The organism is Paenibacillus sp. 2TAB19, assembly GCF_052115185.1.
In the GTDB taxonomy this organism is placed as follows: Bacteria; Bacillota; Bacilli; order Paenibacillales; family Paenibacillaceae; genus Pristimantibacillus.
Genome location: NZ_JBFRGE010000044.1, coordinates 1 through 16,302, shown reverse-complemented (window position 1 = coordinate 16,302; position 16,302 = coordinate 1). Strand labels below are relative to the sequence as shown.

The 16,302-nt window shown below is 49.2% G+C and carries 16 protein-coding genes and 1 pseudogene; 14 read left to right on the top strand and 3 right to left on the bottom strand.

The window, feature by feature from the left end; all coding sequences use genetic code 11:
* Positions 1–22: 22 nt before the first annotated feature.
* Together AB4Z33_RS19200 and AB4Z33_RS19195 are read right to left on the bottom strand one after the other, a co-directional pair.
* Positions 23–1,768: pseudogene (locus tag AB4Z33_RS19200) on the bottom strand (ABC transporter permease/substrate binding protein).
* A 2-nt stretch (positions 1,769–1,770) separates the two neighbouring features.
* Complete coding sequence (locus tag AB4Z33_RS19195; protein WP_442051461.1) at positions 1,771–2,970, bottom strand: quaternary amine ABC transporter ATP-binding protein; 1,200 nt, start codon at positions 2,968–2,970, stop codon at positions 1,771–1,773.
* A gap of 240 nt (positions 2,971–3,210) precedes the next feature.
* On the opposite strand from AB4Z33_RS19195, the gene AB4Z33_RS19190 reads away from it, so the two are divergent.
* The 9 genes from AB4Z33_RS19190 to AB4Z33_RS19150 all read left to right on the top strand — a co-directional run bounded on the left by AB4Z33_RS19190 (position 3,211) and on the right by AB4Z33_RS19150 (position 12,336).
* On the top strand, positions 3,211–3,777 hold the full coding sequence (locus tag AB4Z33_RS19190; protein WP_442051460.1) for a GbsR/MarR family transcriptional regulator: 567 nt from the start codon (positions 3,211–3,213) through the stop codon (positions 3,775–3,777).
* Positions 3,778–4,046: 269 nt separating this feature from the next.
* A complete protein-coding gene (locus AB4Z33_RS19185) occupies positions 4,047–4,709 on the top strand; it encodes a GntR family transcriptional regulator (RefSeq protein ID WP_442051459.1) in 663 nt (220 codons plus the stop codon).
* A gap of 89 nt (positions 4,710–4,798) precedes the next feature.
* Positions 4,799–6,145: an extracellular solute-binding protein gene (locus AB4Z33_RS19180; RefSeq protein ID WP_442051458.1), complete on the top strand. Its 1,347-nt coding sequence runs from the start codon at positions 4,799–4,801 to the stop codon at positions 6,143–6,145.
* Between the two features lie 70 nt (positions 6,146–6,215).
* Positions 6,216–7,115, top strand: a complete 900-nt coding sequence (locus tag AB4Z33_RS19175) for a carbohydrate ABC transporter permease (protein WP_442051457.1) — start codon at positions 6,216–6,218, stop codon at positions 7,113–7,115.
* The gene (locus AB4Z33_RS19170; RefSeq protein ID WP_442051456.1) at positions 7,116–7,973 is read left to right on the top strand and encodes a carbohydrate ABC transporter permease; all 858 of its coding nucleotides are present in this window, start codon (positions 7,116–7,118) and stop codon (positions 7,971–7,973) included.
* Positions 7,974–8,018: 45 nt separating this feature from the next.
* A complete protein-coding gene (locus AB4Z33_RS19165) occupies positions 8,019–9,062 on the top strand; it encodes a DUF6282 family protein (protein WP_442051455.1) in 1,044 nt (347 codons plus the stop codon).
* Positions 9,063–9,134: 72 nt separating this feature from the next.
* Positions 9,135–10,547, top strand: coding sequence for an allantoinase AllB (gene allB, locus AB4Z33_RS19160; protein ID WP_442051454.1), 1,413 nt, complete (start codon positions 9,135–9,137; stop codon positions 10,545–10,547).
* Positions 10,548–10,571: 24 nt separating this feature from the next.
* Positions 10,572–10,973: a PucR family transcriptional regulator gene (locus AB4Z33_RS19155; RefSeq protein WP_442051453.1), complete on the top strand. Its 402-nt coding sequence runs from the start codon at positions 10,572–10,574 to the stop codon at positions 10,971–10,973.
* A gap of 145 nt (positions 10,974–11,118) precedes the next feature.
* Positions 11,119–12,336: an alpha-D-ribose 1-methylphosphonate 5-triphosphate diphosphatase gene (locus tag AB4Z33_RS19150; protein WP_442051452.1), complete on the top strand. Its 1,218-nt coding sequence runs from the start codon at positions 11,119–11,121 to the stop codon at positions 12,334–12,336.
* 17 nt (positions 12,337–12,353) lie between these two features.
* Here AB4Z33_RS19150 and sspI read toward each other — a convergent pair whose 3' ends face one another.
* Positions 12,354–12,590 (bottom strand): small acid-soluble spore protein SspI, encoded by a 237-nt coding sequence (gene sspI, locus AB4Z33_RS19145; protein ID WP_442051451.1) that lies wholly within the window; start codon positions 12,588–12,590, stop codon positions 12,354–12,356.
* A gap of 149 nt (positions 12,591–12,739) precedes the next feature.
* Between sspI and AB4Z33_RS19140 the strand changes: the two genes are divergently transcribed.
* The 5 genes from AB4Z33_RS19140 to AB4Z33_RS19120 all read left to right on the top strand — a co-directional run bounded on the left by AB4Z33_RS19140 (position 12,740) and on the right by AB4Z33_RS19120 (position 16,264).
* Entirely contained in the window at positions 12,740–13,405 is a 666-nt protein-coding gene (locus tag AB4Z33_RS19140; protein WP_442051450.1) for a potassium channel family protein, read from the top strand.
* A gap of 13 nt (positions 13,406–13,418) precedes the next feature.
* Positions 13,419–14,246 (top strand): TrmH family RNA methyltransferase, encoded by an 828-nt coding sequence (locus AB4Z33_RS19135; protein ID WP_442051449.1) that lies wholly within the window; start codon positions 13,419–13,421, stop codon positions 14,244–14,246.
* Positions 14,247–14,385: 139 nt separating this feature from the next.
* Complete coding sequence (locus tag AB4Z33_RS19130) at positions 14,386–15,075, top strand: helix-turn-helix transcriptional regulator (protein ID WP_442051448.1); 690 nt, start codon at positions 14,386–14,388, stop codon at positions 15,073–15,075.
* A gap of 18 nt (positions 15,076–15,093) precedes the next feature.
* Positions 15,094–15,348, top strand: coding sequence for a hypothetical protein (locus tag AB4Z33_RS19125; protein ID WP_442051447.1), 255 nt, complete (start codon positions 15,094–15,096; stop codon positions 15,346–15,348).
* 82 nt (positions 15,349–15,430) lie between these two features.
* Positions 15,431–16,264: a hypothetical protein gene (locus tag AB4Z33_RS19120; RefSeq protein ID WP_442051446.1), complete on the top strand. Its 834-nt coding sequence runs from the start codon at positions 15,431–15,433 to the stop codon at positions 16,262–16,264.
* Positions 16,265–16,302 lie beyond the last annotated feature (38 nt).

Below are 16,302 nucleotides of genomic sequence, written 5' to 3'. Positions count from 1 at the left end.
GCCCTCTTGCATTGAATATTTGTTATTTGATCCAAGCGTTCACTTTGTCCGGATTCTGTTCCACCCATTGCTTGGCGGCATCCTCCGGCGACTTGCCTTCTTGGATTTGGATCATGACATCGGCCATTTCATCCGGTGTCCAATTAAAAGCGTCAAGGAATGCGTAAGCCTCAGGCAGATCATCCTTCAGTCCTTTGCGGGCAACGGTATGAATCTGCTCGTCGCCGCCGTAGACGTTTTTCGGATCTTCCAAATACTTCAGATCCATTTTGGCGAACTTCCAATGCGGCGTCCAGCCGGTAACGACGATCGGCTTCTGATCGGCGTACGCTTTCTCAAGCTGTTGTGTCATTGCCGCCGAAGAGCTCTCAAGCAGCGTCCACTTATCGCGCAAGCCGTATTCGTCGAACGCTTTCTCCGTCGAGATCATTAGTCCTGCGCCCGGCTCGATGCCGATAATCGTATAGTCGAGACTTGCGCCTACCTCGTCCGTCAAATCCTCTATGCTGTTAATGTCCATATACTGCGGAACGACGAGTCCGATCTTCGTTCCATCTAGATTTACGCCTAGATCATCGTACTTGCCTTCATACTTCGCGGCATACGATTCATGCGTTGTCGGCAGCCAAGCCGCCGCCATGGCGTCCGCGCTTCCGTCGGAGATGCCGGCCCACATTGGGCCAGCGTCGACCTGCATCAGCTCAACTTTATAATCGAGCTTTTGCTCCAATACTTCCTTGAGCACATAAGTGCTGGCGATTTCGGAGTCCCATGCGACATAGGCGAGCGTTATTTTTTTGCCCGACTTGCCACCGTTATTAGACGTTGAACATCCTGCTACTAGTGCAATGGCGAGTACGACTGCTGCGATTACGAATAATCTGTTTCGTTTCAAAAGACCACTCCTTCGTTTAATAATAGTTACCGATTATCCGGTTGTTTTCGTGCGGCGGATGACCTGCTGCGTCAGACGGTCAAGAATGATGGCCAAGATGACAATGGCTAGGCCGGCTTCGAATCCGACACCGGTATTGCCTTGCGTTACGGCGCGGTACACGTAAGCCCCGACGCCTTGAGCGCCAATCATGGAAGCGATAACGACCATCGATAGCGACAGCATGATCGTCTGGTTGATGCCGGCCATAATCGTTGGCATCGCGATGGGAAGCTGAAGCTTGAACAGCTTCTGAGACGGCGTCGAGCCGAAAGCGTCGGCCGCCTCGACGAGCTCCGCCGGAACTTGGCGTATGCCGAGGTTAGTTAAACGAATCGTTGGCGGAATCGCGAATATGATCGACGAGATGACGCCTGGAACGACGCCAAGCGAGAAGAACGTGACGGCAGGCAATAAATAAACGAATGCCGGCATTGTCTGCATGAAGTCAAGCAGCGGTGTCACGATTTTCTGTACGCTATTGTTGCGTGCGCATAGGATGCCGATCGGTACGCCGATAATGACGGATATGATGGCGGCCGTTAATACGAGCGCCAGCGTCTGCATCGTCTGGCTCCATAAACCGAGGTTGTCGATCACGAGCAGACCGATAGCAGTAAAGATTGCCATCCTCCATCTGCCGATAAACCATGCCAATAAGGTGAAAATAACGATTAACAGGAGCGGATGGACGCTATTCARCAATGTATCCAGTCCGCCGACGGTTCCGCCGACAACGGTGCGAATGACGCCGAACACCGGGTCCAAATTCGTTTCCAGCCATGCTTCGAGCGATTCGATCCATTCGGCTAACGGGATCTTTGGAATGTTCATACTCATGCGGAGTCACCTGCCTCGAACACGGTATTCCCTGCTAACGCGGCTAACACAGCGCCCTTCAATACGACGCCTAAAAGACGGTTGCTGTCGTCGACGACGGCTACGGGGAGCTTGGAACTGCTCATGCCTTCGAACAGTTCGTTAATAAGAGCGTCAGGTGCTGCGGTTGGAGCCTCCTGAAGCAGTACTTCTTGAAGCGTTAGTCCTTCCTTGAGCGCCCTGGAAGCATCCTCGGCTGTAATAACGCCGAGCAGCTTCATCATCTTGTCGACGGCATACAGACTGGAAACGCCGCGATCTCTCATGAACTGAAGCGCAACGCGCGGACCTCTTTCAATCGTTATCGTCTCGGCCTTCTCCATTACGCGGRAAGCGGTCAGCACCTTGGATAAGTCGACATCCTCGACGAACCGTTCCACGTATTTATTAGCCGGCTGCATCAGAATTTCGTCCGGCGTGCCGATCTGAACGATGCTGCCGTCCTTCATTAACGCGATTTGATCGCCGATACGCAGCGCCTCATTCAAATCATGCGTGATGAATACGATCGTTTTTTTCATTTTCGACTGGAGCTCGAGCAGCTCGTCCTGCATATCCTTGCGTATCAGCGGATCGAGCGCGCTGAACGCTTCATCCATAAGAAGGACGTCGGGATCGTTCGCGAGCCCTCTAGCCAGCCCGACGCGCTGCTGCATGCCGCCGCTAAGCTGCTCGGGATAGCTGTTCGCCCAACCGGAAAGACCGACTAGCTCCAAGGACTGCATCGCCATCTCGCGCCGTTTCTTCTTATCGATGCCTTGCACCTCTAAGCCGTATTCGATATTCTGAATAACGGTGCGATGCGGGAACAGCGCGAACTTCTGGAATACCATTCCGACGTTCTTACGGCGGAATTGACGCAATTGCTCAGCATTCATCTTTAGTACATCTGTTCCATTGAATAAGATTTGGCCCGATGTCGGCTCAATCAACCGATTGATCAGACGGACGAGCGTCGACTTGCCGCTCCCGGACAAGCCCATAATAACGAATATTTGACCGGCCTCGATGGCGAATTCGGCCTGGTTAACACCGACAGTAAGTTTCGTTTCCGCGTGGATTTTTTCTTTGGACCATCCTTTATCCAGCAGCGGAATCGCTTTTTTCGGATCGGGTCCGAAAATTTTGGTCAGCCTCTTGGCTTCTATAATGGCCATTTCATATCCCCCTTGTGCAATATTTGTCTCCTACAAGTGTAGGTGGTTATTCCTGTAAAGGTCAAAACGCGTGAGCCTTCGTAATGTACGTACAGTTTTAACTTTACAAACTTTTCGTACGGAATGCTCCGTATAACTCCCTTTTTCGATCCAAACGCTATCTTTACATATAGACAAGCATTTGATTACAATACTTCTTGTAGGATTGAACGGGGATACGATCCCTCCTGGAGGAACATAATGAATGAACTTGCAGCGTTAACGGACGAACAGATAGACAAGCTACAGCGTACGCGCAGACGTGTTATCGAATCGATCGGCAAAAATATGGACTTATACGGCGTTACCTTATCCATTGGGCACTTATACGGTAATATGTATTTCAATCAAGAGCCGGTCACCCTCGACGAAATGAGCCATACGATGGGCATGAGCAAGACGTCAATGAGTACAGGCATGCGAACCTTGCTTGATCTGAAGATGATCAATAAGGTATGGGGCAAGGGCTCGCGCAAAGACTTGTATGAGGCTGTTCCCGATTGGCATCAGAACTTCGCCGATTTCTTCTCGATTAAATGGAGAAAGGCTCTGGAGCAAAACAAGCATGTGCTGTCTCGTTCATTAAAGGAGATTGCGGAGCTTAAGCGTCAGCATGAGGATGAGCAGAATTTCTTGCAGGTACTCGACAACGATGCGGCCAAGATCGAAGAAGCGCTCAAATATTATCGGTGGCTGGACCGTCTAATCGATTCATTCGAGACAGGAGACATTTATCAATTCATACCGAAGGAAGACGATTCCGAATAAAATAGTTCGATTGCGCGAACTGCGGCTCTTGTAGCCGCAGTTTTTTTGTTCGTTCAACCCATTTCATGTTATATGTATGTCAGATAAAAATGAGGAAAGCGCTATCAATATTTAACCATGTTAATTTGTAATCGCTTTAATTATGCACAATGCCGAAATTAACGCTTATCCATTGACGCATCGGAAGAAACACAACTACAATGTCACTATATTTAACATATTCTTCGGCCGAAGGGATGAACGATGCTTCAACCAAAAGGGGGAGGGCCATGTCTAAAAAGAAGGAAATGGAAATTTATAAAGACATCAAGCTGGCGATTACGCAGCATAAGCTGCTGCCCAACATGCAGTTAGTGGAGGATTCGCTTGCCGAAGCTTTTCAAGTGAGCAGAACGCCGATTCGAAACGTGCTGCGCCGGTTGGCGATGGAGAAGCTCGTTACCGTTATTCCGTATCGGGGGGCATTCGTTTCCTGCCCGAGCGTCGAAGAGGCAAGAGCCGTATTCGAAATGAGGCGCATCATCGAGTCCGCCATGGTTAGCAAGCTATGCGGCATCGTCGTACCGGCACAAATTGCCCAATTGGAGGCGCTGCTGAAGGAAGAACACCAGGCAAGCCATGCCGGAGACATCGTAGGCGCGCTCGATGTAACCGTCGACTTTCACTTAAAGCTCGCCGAGCTAGCGGACAATACGTATTATTATCACTTTTTGGAGGAATTGATTTCGTTAACGGCCGTCATCATTGCCCTATACGGAACGAACCAGAACTTTTGCCATGATCATGAGGATTTGATCGGGGCCATCGTTCGCAAGGATGGGGAACAGGCTGCACGAATTATGACGGAGCATCTGCTCCAGATCGAGCGCTCGCTCAATTTCACAGTGTCGACGACGAATGTACTGAACCTGTCCGATATTTTTCAGTACTAATTTTTTTAGCCAATATTGTATCCAATTTCGGATGCCAAATAGAGAACAGTTCGTAACTGTCGCCAAAACATATAGGGAGTGGAGAATAGATGAGAAAGTATTCAATTGTTCTTAGCTGTTTCGTTGTTGTTGCACTGTTGTTAGGGGCTTGCTCCAATACAGGGACATCCGGGGAGAGTACGGACGAGCCGTCCGGCGACGGTAAAATATCGATTACACTCATGCACCGTTACATGGATTCCAACATCGGCAAAAGCCCGGAGGACACCGCCGTGCTGGATGGTCTGAAGCGGTTCAAGCAGGATTATCCCAATATCGAAATTATCGAAGAGCAGCAGCAGAACGAGGACTACTCGATCAAAGCGCAATCGCTGGCTGCCGCCGACGATATGCCGGACGTGTTCATCGTACCGGGCTCGTGGATGACGAATTTCGTTAACAACGAGATCGTACTGCCGCTGAACGAGGAACTGGACAAGCGACCGGAATGGCGCGACGGCTATCGTGCAGGAACGCTTGAAGCCGGTACGCGCGACGGTAAGGTTTACGGCATTCCGATTGCCGCGGGCCCAACGCATCTCATCTACTACAATGCGAAGATGTTCGCTGAAGCTGGCTATAACGAGTTCCCTAAGACTTGGGACGAGCTGATGGATGCAGGCAAGAAGCTGGCGGACAAAGGCATCAACCTATTCTCGTATGGAGATAAGGCTAAGGGCTATGCGCTCTCGAGCTGGATCAGCGCTTTGACCGACCGTTCGACGGGACCGGAATGGACGGAATCGATATTGGCGGGAAGCGGGGCTTCGTTTAACGATCCTGCGTTCATTAAGGCGATTTCGATCATGTCCGATCTATCCAAATCCGGATACTTGAATAAAGATATGAACTCCATTGACGGGGATACGATGGTAACTTATTACTTCGAGGAGCGGTCGGCAGCATTCGTCAGCGGGATTTGGTCGGCGATGAACATTGTGAACAATGCTCCGGAAGCTGTGACGAACGAGACGAAGGTCGCCGTATTTCCGCCGATTGACGGAGGCAAGGGCAACCCGCTCAGTTCATCGGGCGGAGCAGGCGTGTATTATAGCGTAAATGCCGATATTCAGCCTGGTCCGAAGCTTGAAGCCATTATTACGCTGCTCGATTACATGACAGGGTCGGAGAGCGCGAAGCTGATGGCGGAGGTCGGAGGCTTCCCAGCCTACGATCCTGGTGAGTTCGACTCAGCTAAACTGCATCCGGTCGCTCTCGGCGCTTACGAGGCGAGCGCGGCAGCCGATGCAACGAAAATATTCGACTTGTGGTTCGATGCTTCCGTTGTCGAGGTTATCAATACGGAAATTCAAAGCGTCATGTCCGGCTCCAAGACACCGGAGCAGATGGCGAAAGAGACACAAAAGGCGTACGAGACGCTGTTGTCCAAACCATAACAGTGAATCCGGAGAGGGCAATCCCAGAGCGGATTGCCCCCCTGATTAACCATAACGATGAGGTGATAAAATGGGCAAAGCATTGCGTCCTCCCGGGTGGCTGCTGCTGTTGTATTTGCTGCCGGGGCTGGTGATCTACTCTTTTGTTGTACTCCTTCCGATTCTATCTGCCTTTAGATACGGCTTCTATTCTTGGACAGGCGGGCCGAAGCTGAGCTTCATCGGTCTCGATAATTATTTGGAAATTTTGCGCGACGAAGTGTTCTGGCATTCTTTTCTGAACAACGTGCTCATGACGATTTACGGGTTGATTGGGCAAGTCGGGATCGCCTTCGTGTTCGCGATGTTCCTGATGTCCAAGCTCGTTAAGCTTAAAGGGCTGCACCGGACGATGAGCTTCTTTCCTTCGACGCTTGCGCCGATCATCATCGCGTTTCTGTGGACGCTTATTTACAACTATAACAACGGCCTGCTGAATGAAATGTTGAGAGTGCTTGGACTGGGGCGATTCGTGCAATCGTGGCTGGATCTATCGGGACCGATCGTGCTGCTCGTCTCGATTCCGCTTTCATGGCAAAATATCGGATTCTTCACGCTGCTCATGCTTGCGGGACTTTCCTCTATTAATAAGGAGGTGCTTGAAGTCGCCGAGATCGACGGAGCAACGGGCTTCCGCAAGGCCTGGTATGTGGTGATTCCGCTGGCGAGACCGACGCTTATGGTTGCTTCATTGCTTTGTATCGCCAACAATATGCGCGGATTCGAGCATATTTACGCGATGACCGGAGGCGGACCGGGTAATTCTTCGTCCGTAATGGCGTTGTACGCCTATGAAACGTCATTTTTGAGATTCCGATATGGTTACGGTTCCGCGCTTGCCATAACGATCATGGCGCTGACGATGCTCATTATTTTGCTTAGCACCTTTCTGCTGCAAAGGAAACGCGGCAACAACGGAGGTGAAGCGTAGATGAATGAGACGATGGAAAGGAATTACGCCAAATATTCGCGGGGGCTCAAGAAGGCGCTGCTCAATACGGCGATGATGCTGTTTACGTTCAGCTGCATATTTCCGCTCGTATGGATCGGTTATTCATCTTTAAAAACGCAGCCGGAGTTTTCGAACAGTATTTTGAAGCTGCCGGAGAAGCTGCAGTTCGGCAATTATGTGGAAGCGATCAAGCTGACGAACATGCTGCAGCTATCTTGGAATAGCGCAAGGGTAACGCTGCTGTCGGTCATTCTGATCGTACTGATTGCATTCGTAACAGGCTACATGGTAGCCAGATTGCAATTCAAAGGCAAGAAGCTGATGGTCTTCTATTATTTGTTCGGTATGCTGGTGCCCATACATGCCCTGCTCGTTCCCGTCTATCTGCTGTTCAAGCAGTCGGGACTCGCCGATCAATGGTTTACGCTTATCATTCCGTATGTTGCCTTTAACTTATCGTTGCCGATCTTGCTCGTAACGAGCTATATCGTAGCCATTCCTAAGGAAATCGAAGAAGCAGCCGCTATCGACGGACTGAGCTTCAGCGGGGCGATGTGGAAAATTATTTTGCCTATGGCTGTGCCGGTGTTGACTACAGTTGCCATATTGCAGTTTTTTGCCTGTTGGAACGAGTTTTCGTTCGCCCTTGTACTGTTGAAGGATGAGGCGATGCGGACCGTTCCGCTCGGGATGTCTTTTTTTAAATCCCAGCACAGCACGAATTATCCTCAGCTAATGGCGGGCATGGTGCTTTCCATGCTGCCGGTTACGGTCATTTATTTCGCATTCAGTTCCCGAATCATCGCTGGCGTAATGGCCGGCGCGGTCAAAGGCTGATCACCGCACGTATGAGACGACTACAATTATAGGAGGAATTATAACATGCTGAACTATGAACAACCGATTCTACGTACACCGGACCGCTCCAAATGGAAGGAATCGTTTTACAGCCGCTCGATGGAGCTGCCGGATGAGTTGCTCATCGGGGCGATCGACAGCCATGTGCACGCAGGGCCCGTATTGAATTCCAATCCAGGACATTTCGATCCCATTCAGGTTGCGCAGGAAGCAGCAGCCGCAGGCATGAAGAGCATCGTGTATTATGATGTATTCGGCGGCGCATCGGGCATGGCATGGGTGGTCAACCGTCACGTTCCAGGCATCCATACGTACGGCGGCTACCTAATGAATTCGGGTCACGGCGGCATGAATCCAAGAGCCGTCAAGACGGCGCTCCATATCGAGGAGGGGTGCCGCTTCATCAGCTTCGGATCGCATTGCACCCGCCATTCGGCGGAACGCGAATCTACGCTGATTGATGGCAAGCTTGTGCCATTCAAGGACGCTTTTCCAAAGTTTGCCGAGAAGGAATTGTCGGTTGCGACGTCTATTCCCGTAGAGGGGCCGATATCCGAGGAGCTTGACGAAATACTTACATTGGTGGCGCAGAAGCCGGGGGTTTACTTGAATACGGGGCATGTGTCTGTGCCGGAGGCGCTTCGTTTGCTCGATCTTGCCGAAGAATACGGCATCAAGAAGGTGCTGATCGCGCATCCGGTCAGGGGAAGCATGACGATCGAGCAACAGAAAGAGGCTGCCGCAAGGGGGGCGTTCTTGGAAGCTTGTCTGGTCGACTGGTTATACCCGGACGTTCCGCGAACGCACTATTATGTCGAGAAGGAATATATGGACATGGGCGCAGAATTGGGACGTTTCTCCAACGCGGTGAAATGGATGAAGACGATCAAGGAGGTAGGCATCGACCGTTTCGTGCTCGGCACGGATTACGGCATCCGCGCCGCTCCGTCACCGGTGCAAGGCATGCGAACGATGGTAGCTTCGATGCTGGATTACCAGTTCGCGCCGGAAGACATCTATAAGATGATCGCCGAGAACCCGGCTAAGCTGATCGGTATCGACGACTAGCTTGCCCAGAGGAAGCGGATATGAGTTCGAGGGTAAAGCAGCTAGGGATGACGAATGGAGTGAACGATACGGATGATGGATAACAGGGTAACCGCATTGCCGTATGATCTTGTCGTTATTAACGGTCTTGTCGTATTTGAGGATCGTGTCGAGAAGGCAGAGATTGGCGTCCGAGACGGACGCATAGCGGAAATTGGAGCATCATTGGAACGCAGCGGCGCCCGCGTGATCGATGCTGACGGCTTGGCTGTTCTGCCGGGAATGATAGACGCGCATGTCCATTTCAATGAACCGGGGTTCGGGCACTGGGAAGGGTATGCCACGGGTTCAAACGCGCTGGCGGCAGGCGGCTGTACGACATTCATCGATATGCCGTTGAATGGCGTGCCGCCGACCGTGACTGTGGCCGCGTTGGAGCAGAAGCGGAGGCGCGCGTGTGGCGTATCGCTAGTTGATTACGGCTTCTGGGGCGGTTTGATGCCAGGTTACTTGGAGCAGCTGCCGCTTCTTGCGAGAGCGGGAGTCGTTGGGTTTAAAGCGTTTATGTCATCCCCTGGCGACGAGCATGAGGAGGCGTTCCGGCGAAGCGACGACGGAACGCTGCTGGAGGGAATGAAGAGGATTGCGGAGCTTGGCAAAGTGCTTGTGCTTCATGCCGAGGATGAAGACATCGTAATGAGACTTTCCAAGCAGGCTTTATCGGAGGGGCGCAGCGGCGCGTTCGACTATTCGGCTTCGCGTCCGATCGAAGCCGAGCTGGAGGCGGTCTCGAAAGCGCTGGATTATGCGAAGCAAGCAGGCTGCAGTCTGCATTTCGCCCATATTAGCAGCGAAGCAGCCGTGAAGGTTATTTGGCATGCCAGGCGGACCGGGCAGGATGTGACGCTGGAGACTTGTCCGCATTATTTGACGCTGACGGAGGATGACTTCGCGCATTTGGGGGCGGTCGCCAAGTGCGCGCCCCCGTTGAGGAGCGCAGCCGAACAAGCGAAGCTGTGGCAATGTCTGGATCTGGGCTTAATTGATCTCATTGCTTCCGATCATTCGCCTTGTCCTGCCGGGCTCAAGGAGCATACGGATATGTTTGCGGCTTGGGGAGGCATTTCGGGAGCCCAGAGCTCGCTGGAGCTGCTAGTTGACGAAGGGCATTTGAAGCGAGGCATACCGTTAACGCAAATTAGCCAATTACTGTCAAGCGCTCCCGCTCGGCGCTTCGGCCTTCATCACAGGAAGGGCGCGATCCAAGTCGGCCATGACGCGGACCTCGTACTGGTGGATTTAAACGGCGGATACCGTTTAACGGCTGATCGGTTATTTCAAAGGCACATGCAAACGCCTTATATGGATAGGGAGCTCGGCTKCAAAGTGAGAATGACGCTGCTTAGAGGAAAGGCCGTTTATGAAGAAGGACTCGGTACGAACCAATCGCGCGCAGGCTTGGAATGTTTCTTGCCCAGGAAGAAGGAGAAGAGCAACGCACTCTAGAAACGCTCACGGAGGTTGATGCAGATGGAACCGATTGTGAACAGAAAAGCTGACGGGGACGATTTGGTTAACGAATGGAAGGCGTTATTCGGAACTTTACCCCAGGCATCCATGGAGGACTATGTCGGGAAGTACTTGAGCAAGCTATTGCCGGACGAACCGCAACTTTTGGAGAAGAGGCGGGATTTGAAGGATCGTACCGAGAGGATGCAACGGGCTGAGCTGCTGCTTACGCTCGAGACGATTATCGCTTGCGACGGCAATATGAATGAAATGGCCAGAGCGCTGTTCATCCATCGGAATACCGCTGCTTACCGAATCGAGAAGCTGGAGAAGGTGCTTGGCCTGCCGCTTCGGCAAACGGATAATTTGCTGCGTTTGAAACTCGCGTTTTTGTTTCGGGAAATGCTGAATAGTCGACGATAGCAAGGTCAATGAAAAAGTCTGCGCGAGCGCAGGCTTTTTCTGTTTATTGTCGGACGTTAATGGAGCTTAGGCGTGATATGATTAATGATGCGAGCTTATGTTAATCTTATAAAATATGTATAGGTGAAAGAGGAATGAGCGTCATATGAATAATTTATCGATTACGAAGCCTGACTCGCGGACACGGCCGATATTGATCAAAAACGGCAAGGTTGTGATGGAGGACGAGATTGCAGACGTTGCATTAGGGATAGCAGACGGTCGGATAGAAACCGTGCTTGCCAATGATGGCGAGATGAGTCGCTGGATGAGCAGCCATTCGGATGCTGCGGTTATCGATGCACAACATAAGTATGTACTTCCAGGTCTAATTGATATTCACTGCGATGCAATCGAGAAGGAAATACAGCCTCGCCCCAATACGCTGTTTCCGCTTCAAATGGCGCTGCTCGAATTCGAGCGCAAGCTGCCGCTCCATGGCGTTACGACGATGTATCATTCGTTATCGCTTGGGGTGGGTATCAGTCTTCGCGGAGATCATCTGCTTACGGAGATGATTGAACTCATTAATCGTTACCGAGCGAATAGATCGGTCGTGCGCAATCGCATTCATCTTCGTTACGAGGTATCGCATTTGACTGGGATGCCCGTCGTTGAAAACTATTTGCGCGACAGGAAGATTGACTATTTGTCGTTCATGGATCATTCGCCCGGACAAGGACAGTACCGCAAGCCTGGATCGTTTGAGCATTATGTCATGAAAAATCAAGGCGTTGATCGAAATGAAGTTGCATTAATAGTAGATGATTTGGCGAAGCGCAGAGAGCAGGTGGATTGGATACGCTTGCACGAGCTGGGGAAGTTAGCGATGGAGAATGGAATAGCGATTGCATCTCATGATAATGATACGGAGGATAGCGTGGATCAATCTGCGAAGCTTGGCGCTACCGTATGTGAATTTCCGATTAATTTGGAAACGGCGAGTTATGCCGCGAGTAAGGGGCAACGCGTATGTGTCGGGGCTCCTAATATTGTGAGGGGCGCATCGCATGACAACAACTTGAGAGCCGTGGATGCGATCTCCTCTGACTCAGCTCATATCATTTGCTCGGATTATCATCCTTCATCGATGCTGGCGGCAATATTCAAGCTGGCGGATGAGGGGATTGCCGCTTTGCCTAAGGCGGTGAAGATGGGTTCGCTTCATCCGGCCGAAGCTTTGGGCACGAATGATGAGCTGGGTTCCATCAAGCCAGGCAAAGCGGCGGACATCATTATTGTTGACCGTTACGAGAAGCTGCCATGGGTAACTTGTGCGATAGTCGGCGGCAATATCGTTTACCGCGCAGCAACTTATTATTAGGAGTCGCCGGTAATGAGCTAGCTAGGACTAGGATTTTCTCCTTGATGCAATTGCTGGTGCAATGCTTCAACCATGCGTTGCTGCTCAGGCTGGCTGCATTGCTGCCATATCATCTCGAATAGAACGCCGAGTCCTGGGAGAGTTCTCTCGTCTGCTCCGATTGATTCCTCGATGACCTCAGTCAGATCTTRTACGGAATTGGCTTGTACTCGATTAATAATGGCTTGACGCAAATCAACGGTAACATTATTCATGTTGTCGCATCCTCCTGCATCGTTCTGAGTTACGTCGTTACTATTCCCTGCGGGGCCTTGTTTCATCCTTGTCGCGGTCGTATGTTATACTAGAGTGACGATACAGAATTCCACTTCGAACCATGCTTAGTTTAGGAGGAATTACGGTTATGTCCAAGAAACAGTTCGCGATTGTCGGCATGGGGCGCTTCGGCTCCAGCGTAGCAAAAGCTTTGACGGAAATGGGTTATGAGGTTCTGGCCATTGACTCGAGCGAGGATCGCATTCAGGATGTTGTAGGCACGGTGACACACGCAGTATCGGCCGACTCCACAGATGAAGAAGCGCTGAGGGCGCTAGGCGTACGAAACTTCGACGTTGTAGTCGTGGCGATTGGACAAGATATACAAGCAAGCATTTTGACAACCATCATCTTAAAGGATCTAGGCGTGAAGACGTTAATTGTCAAAGCGCAGAACGAGCTCCATGGCAAGGTGGTTTCGAAAATAGGCGCTGACAAAGTGATATACCCGGAGCGGGATATGGGACTTCGCTTGGCGCATCATTTGGCGTCGCCGAATATTCTCGACTATATCGAGCTATCGGATGATTATAGTATTGTAGAGATGAAAGCGTCCAATGCGATGGTGGGCAAGAGCCTTAAGCAGCTGGACATTCGCGCAAAATACAAATGTAATGTTATGGCGATCAAGACGGGTCCGGAGATGAACATCGCTCCGTATGCCGACGATCTTATTCGTATGAATGATGTGCTTGTTATTGTCGGTAAAAACTCGGATGTTCGAAATTTAGAAAATGCATATTCGGAAGGCTAGGCTAACGACACTTATGAATCCTAATTATGATCTACTTATTACTTCGATCCAAAATGAACGCGTGAAGCAATGGGCTTCGTTGCTTGATAAGAAGCATCGCGACCGCAGCGGTCAATTTATTATTGAAGGCGTTCATCTCGTAATAGAGGCGCTGAAGAGCGGCATCGATGTTTCCGTCATCATTTATGATAATGAACGAGGCATCCCTGTTGAGCTAAGGCAAGAGTCTAAGCTAGGCACGACTGGCTATGAGGCTGCTAAGGCAGCGGAATGGGTTCAAGCTTCACGGCCCGTGATGGCCAAGTGCACAGGGACGGATACGCCGCCTCCTGTCTTCGCGGTAGTGTCCAAGCCGGAGCATGACCAAAGCGCGCTTTACCGTGAAAATAGTCTCGTCATCGTGCTCGATGGTGTGCGCGATCCAGGCAATGTCGGCACGATCATTCGCAGCGCGGACGCGGTGGCGGCAGATGCCGTCATTCTTGGCAAAGGCTGCGTCGATCTATACAATCCGAAGACGGTTCGCTCAACGATGGGGTCGATGTTCCATCTGCCGATCATCGAAGGCGATCTAACAGAACTGATGTCGGCAGCCCGGGAGCGGGGCATCAAGCTTGTGGGTACAAGTCTGCAGGCTACTCATACCTGCTACTCCTACGATTGGAAGCAGCCGACTTGGCTGCTCATGGGCAGCGAGTCCGACGGCTTATCTCAGGACGTGCGCCTGCAGTTGGACGAGTCGGTCATCATCCCGATGCCAGGCGGGTCCGAATCTTTGAACGTTGCAACCGCTACGGCGGTGCTGCTGTTCGAGGGGTTAAGGCAGAGGAAGTTTAATTAATTTTTCAAATAAAGAAAGACGGAAGGGAACTGCATACAGCAGATCCCTTCCGTCTTTTTTTATCCAGTTGGACAGAATATGTCTAACCAACTATGGTAAGATATCCCTTGCAGGCAATTATCGTCAAAGTGGTGATCGAATGAGCAAAGAGTCAAAGTCTAATAGAATTCTACTGCTGCATGACCGACTTAACCGAGGAGAAGTATTGAACAAGCGTATGCTTTCAGATGAATTCGGGATAGATAACAAATCGGTACAACGCTACTTGGAGGATATTAGAGCTTATTTAGCTGAATATTATCCAGGTCATGAGGTTATCTATGATTACCTTAAAAAGGGTTATATAAAAAATATAGCGGATGATAAGAGCTTGTCTGGTGCGGAAGTGTTGGCTATCACGAAGATCATCATTGAGAGTCGAGCATTTACCAAAGATGAGATGAACGGACTCATTCAGTCCATACTTGATCTGGTTACAGGCATGGAGAGAAAAGCCATCAAAGAGTTTATAGGCAATGAATTAATTCATTTTCAATCGATAACGCATAACAAACCGTTGTTAAAAATGATCTGGGACATCTGCTTCACCATTAGAAAACAGAATATGATTGAAATTCGTTATGAAAAGATGAATGGGACGGAGTCCAGAAGAAAGATAAAGCCAGTATCCGTTATCTTCTCTGAATTTTATTATTATTTGATTGCCTTTATTGATGGCAGTGAATATGAGTCGCCAGCTTTTTTTAGATTGGATCGAATTGTATCTTTTGAAATATTAGCCGATAGATTCGTTATTCCAGAGAAAAACAGAGTAGAAGTGGGAGAGTAAAGGAAACGTGCTCAGTTTATGTATGCCGGTGAATTGATCACGCTTCGATTTAACTATTTCGGTTCTTCTCTATCAGCAGTGCTGGATCGATTACCGACAGCAGAAGTAGTCAAACAAATGGATGAGGGCTGGCTAATCGAAGCAGAAGTGTATGGGAAAGGCTGTATCATGTGGCTTCTTAGTCAAGGGAGCAATGTCGAAGTCATAAGCCCGTTAAGCATAAGGGAGCAGATGAAGACTACAATTAGGTCGATGATTGATCGGTATGAGTGATAAATCACCAAGAAATACCAATATATTAATGTTAGTCAGGAGTTGAAGAGGAAGTAGCTAAAGGAGAGGAAGTAGATAATATATGTTGAAGAGAAATATTAAGTTTGCAATTGTACTAAGTAATGGAATGCAAATAAGAACATTAGAAGAATTAATAGAGAATTTTGAAGTAGATACGATCGTTGGTTATTATTTGGATGGAAGGTTAAAAACGTGGCTTATGCAAAGATTTTACACAAGTCAACTTCAATTATTACAAAATATCAATGAACATAATGATTCTTTGCATTTGGAAATCGCTAAGGTTTTTGGTGTGAATATAGAAGATGTATCGTTTAATTCTCGTCAATATTTTGAAAAGAGATCAAAATTAGAAGTGATAAATAAGTATACTACAGATCAGGTGATACTAGAAAATTATGAATATGTTGCAGTCTCCCAAAGTGAGTTGGATACGCTTCTTGAGAAAATGACGAATTCTAATAATAGTATCGTTTATTTATTAGATGATGCTAGTACTATCTTCAATATTAGTCATAATATTTCTAATATTATCTATATTGGCGTAAATAACCCTACAGTGATTTTAAAAGAAAGTTATTCTTTTGATGCTAAAGGAAACAATATTGTATTTCAGAATGTTAAATTAATACCAGATAAAGAGTCAACGATTATGGCATTGATAGCATCGTTCGGTGAGATTGAAGAAATTACTATTAGTGATGAAGTTAAGGAACTTTTGTACCTGTCTACGACTGTCAGGCTTACCGCAGACCAAGTTGAAACAGTATTTAAGGAACTAAATAGAAAATGGTTGTATAGCAGTGGCGAACCCGAATACGTAACAATGTTACAAGATCGTGGGTACTATGTTCATCATCGAGACATGCTAAAAGGAAAATCATATATATCTTAGCTGATGTTCTATCAAAAATAATTAATAATTACTTATGG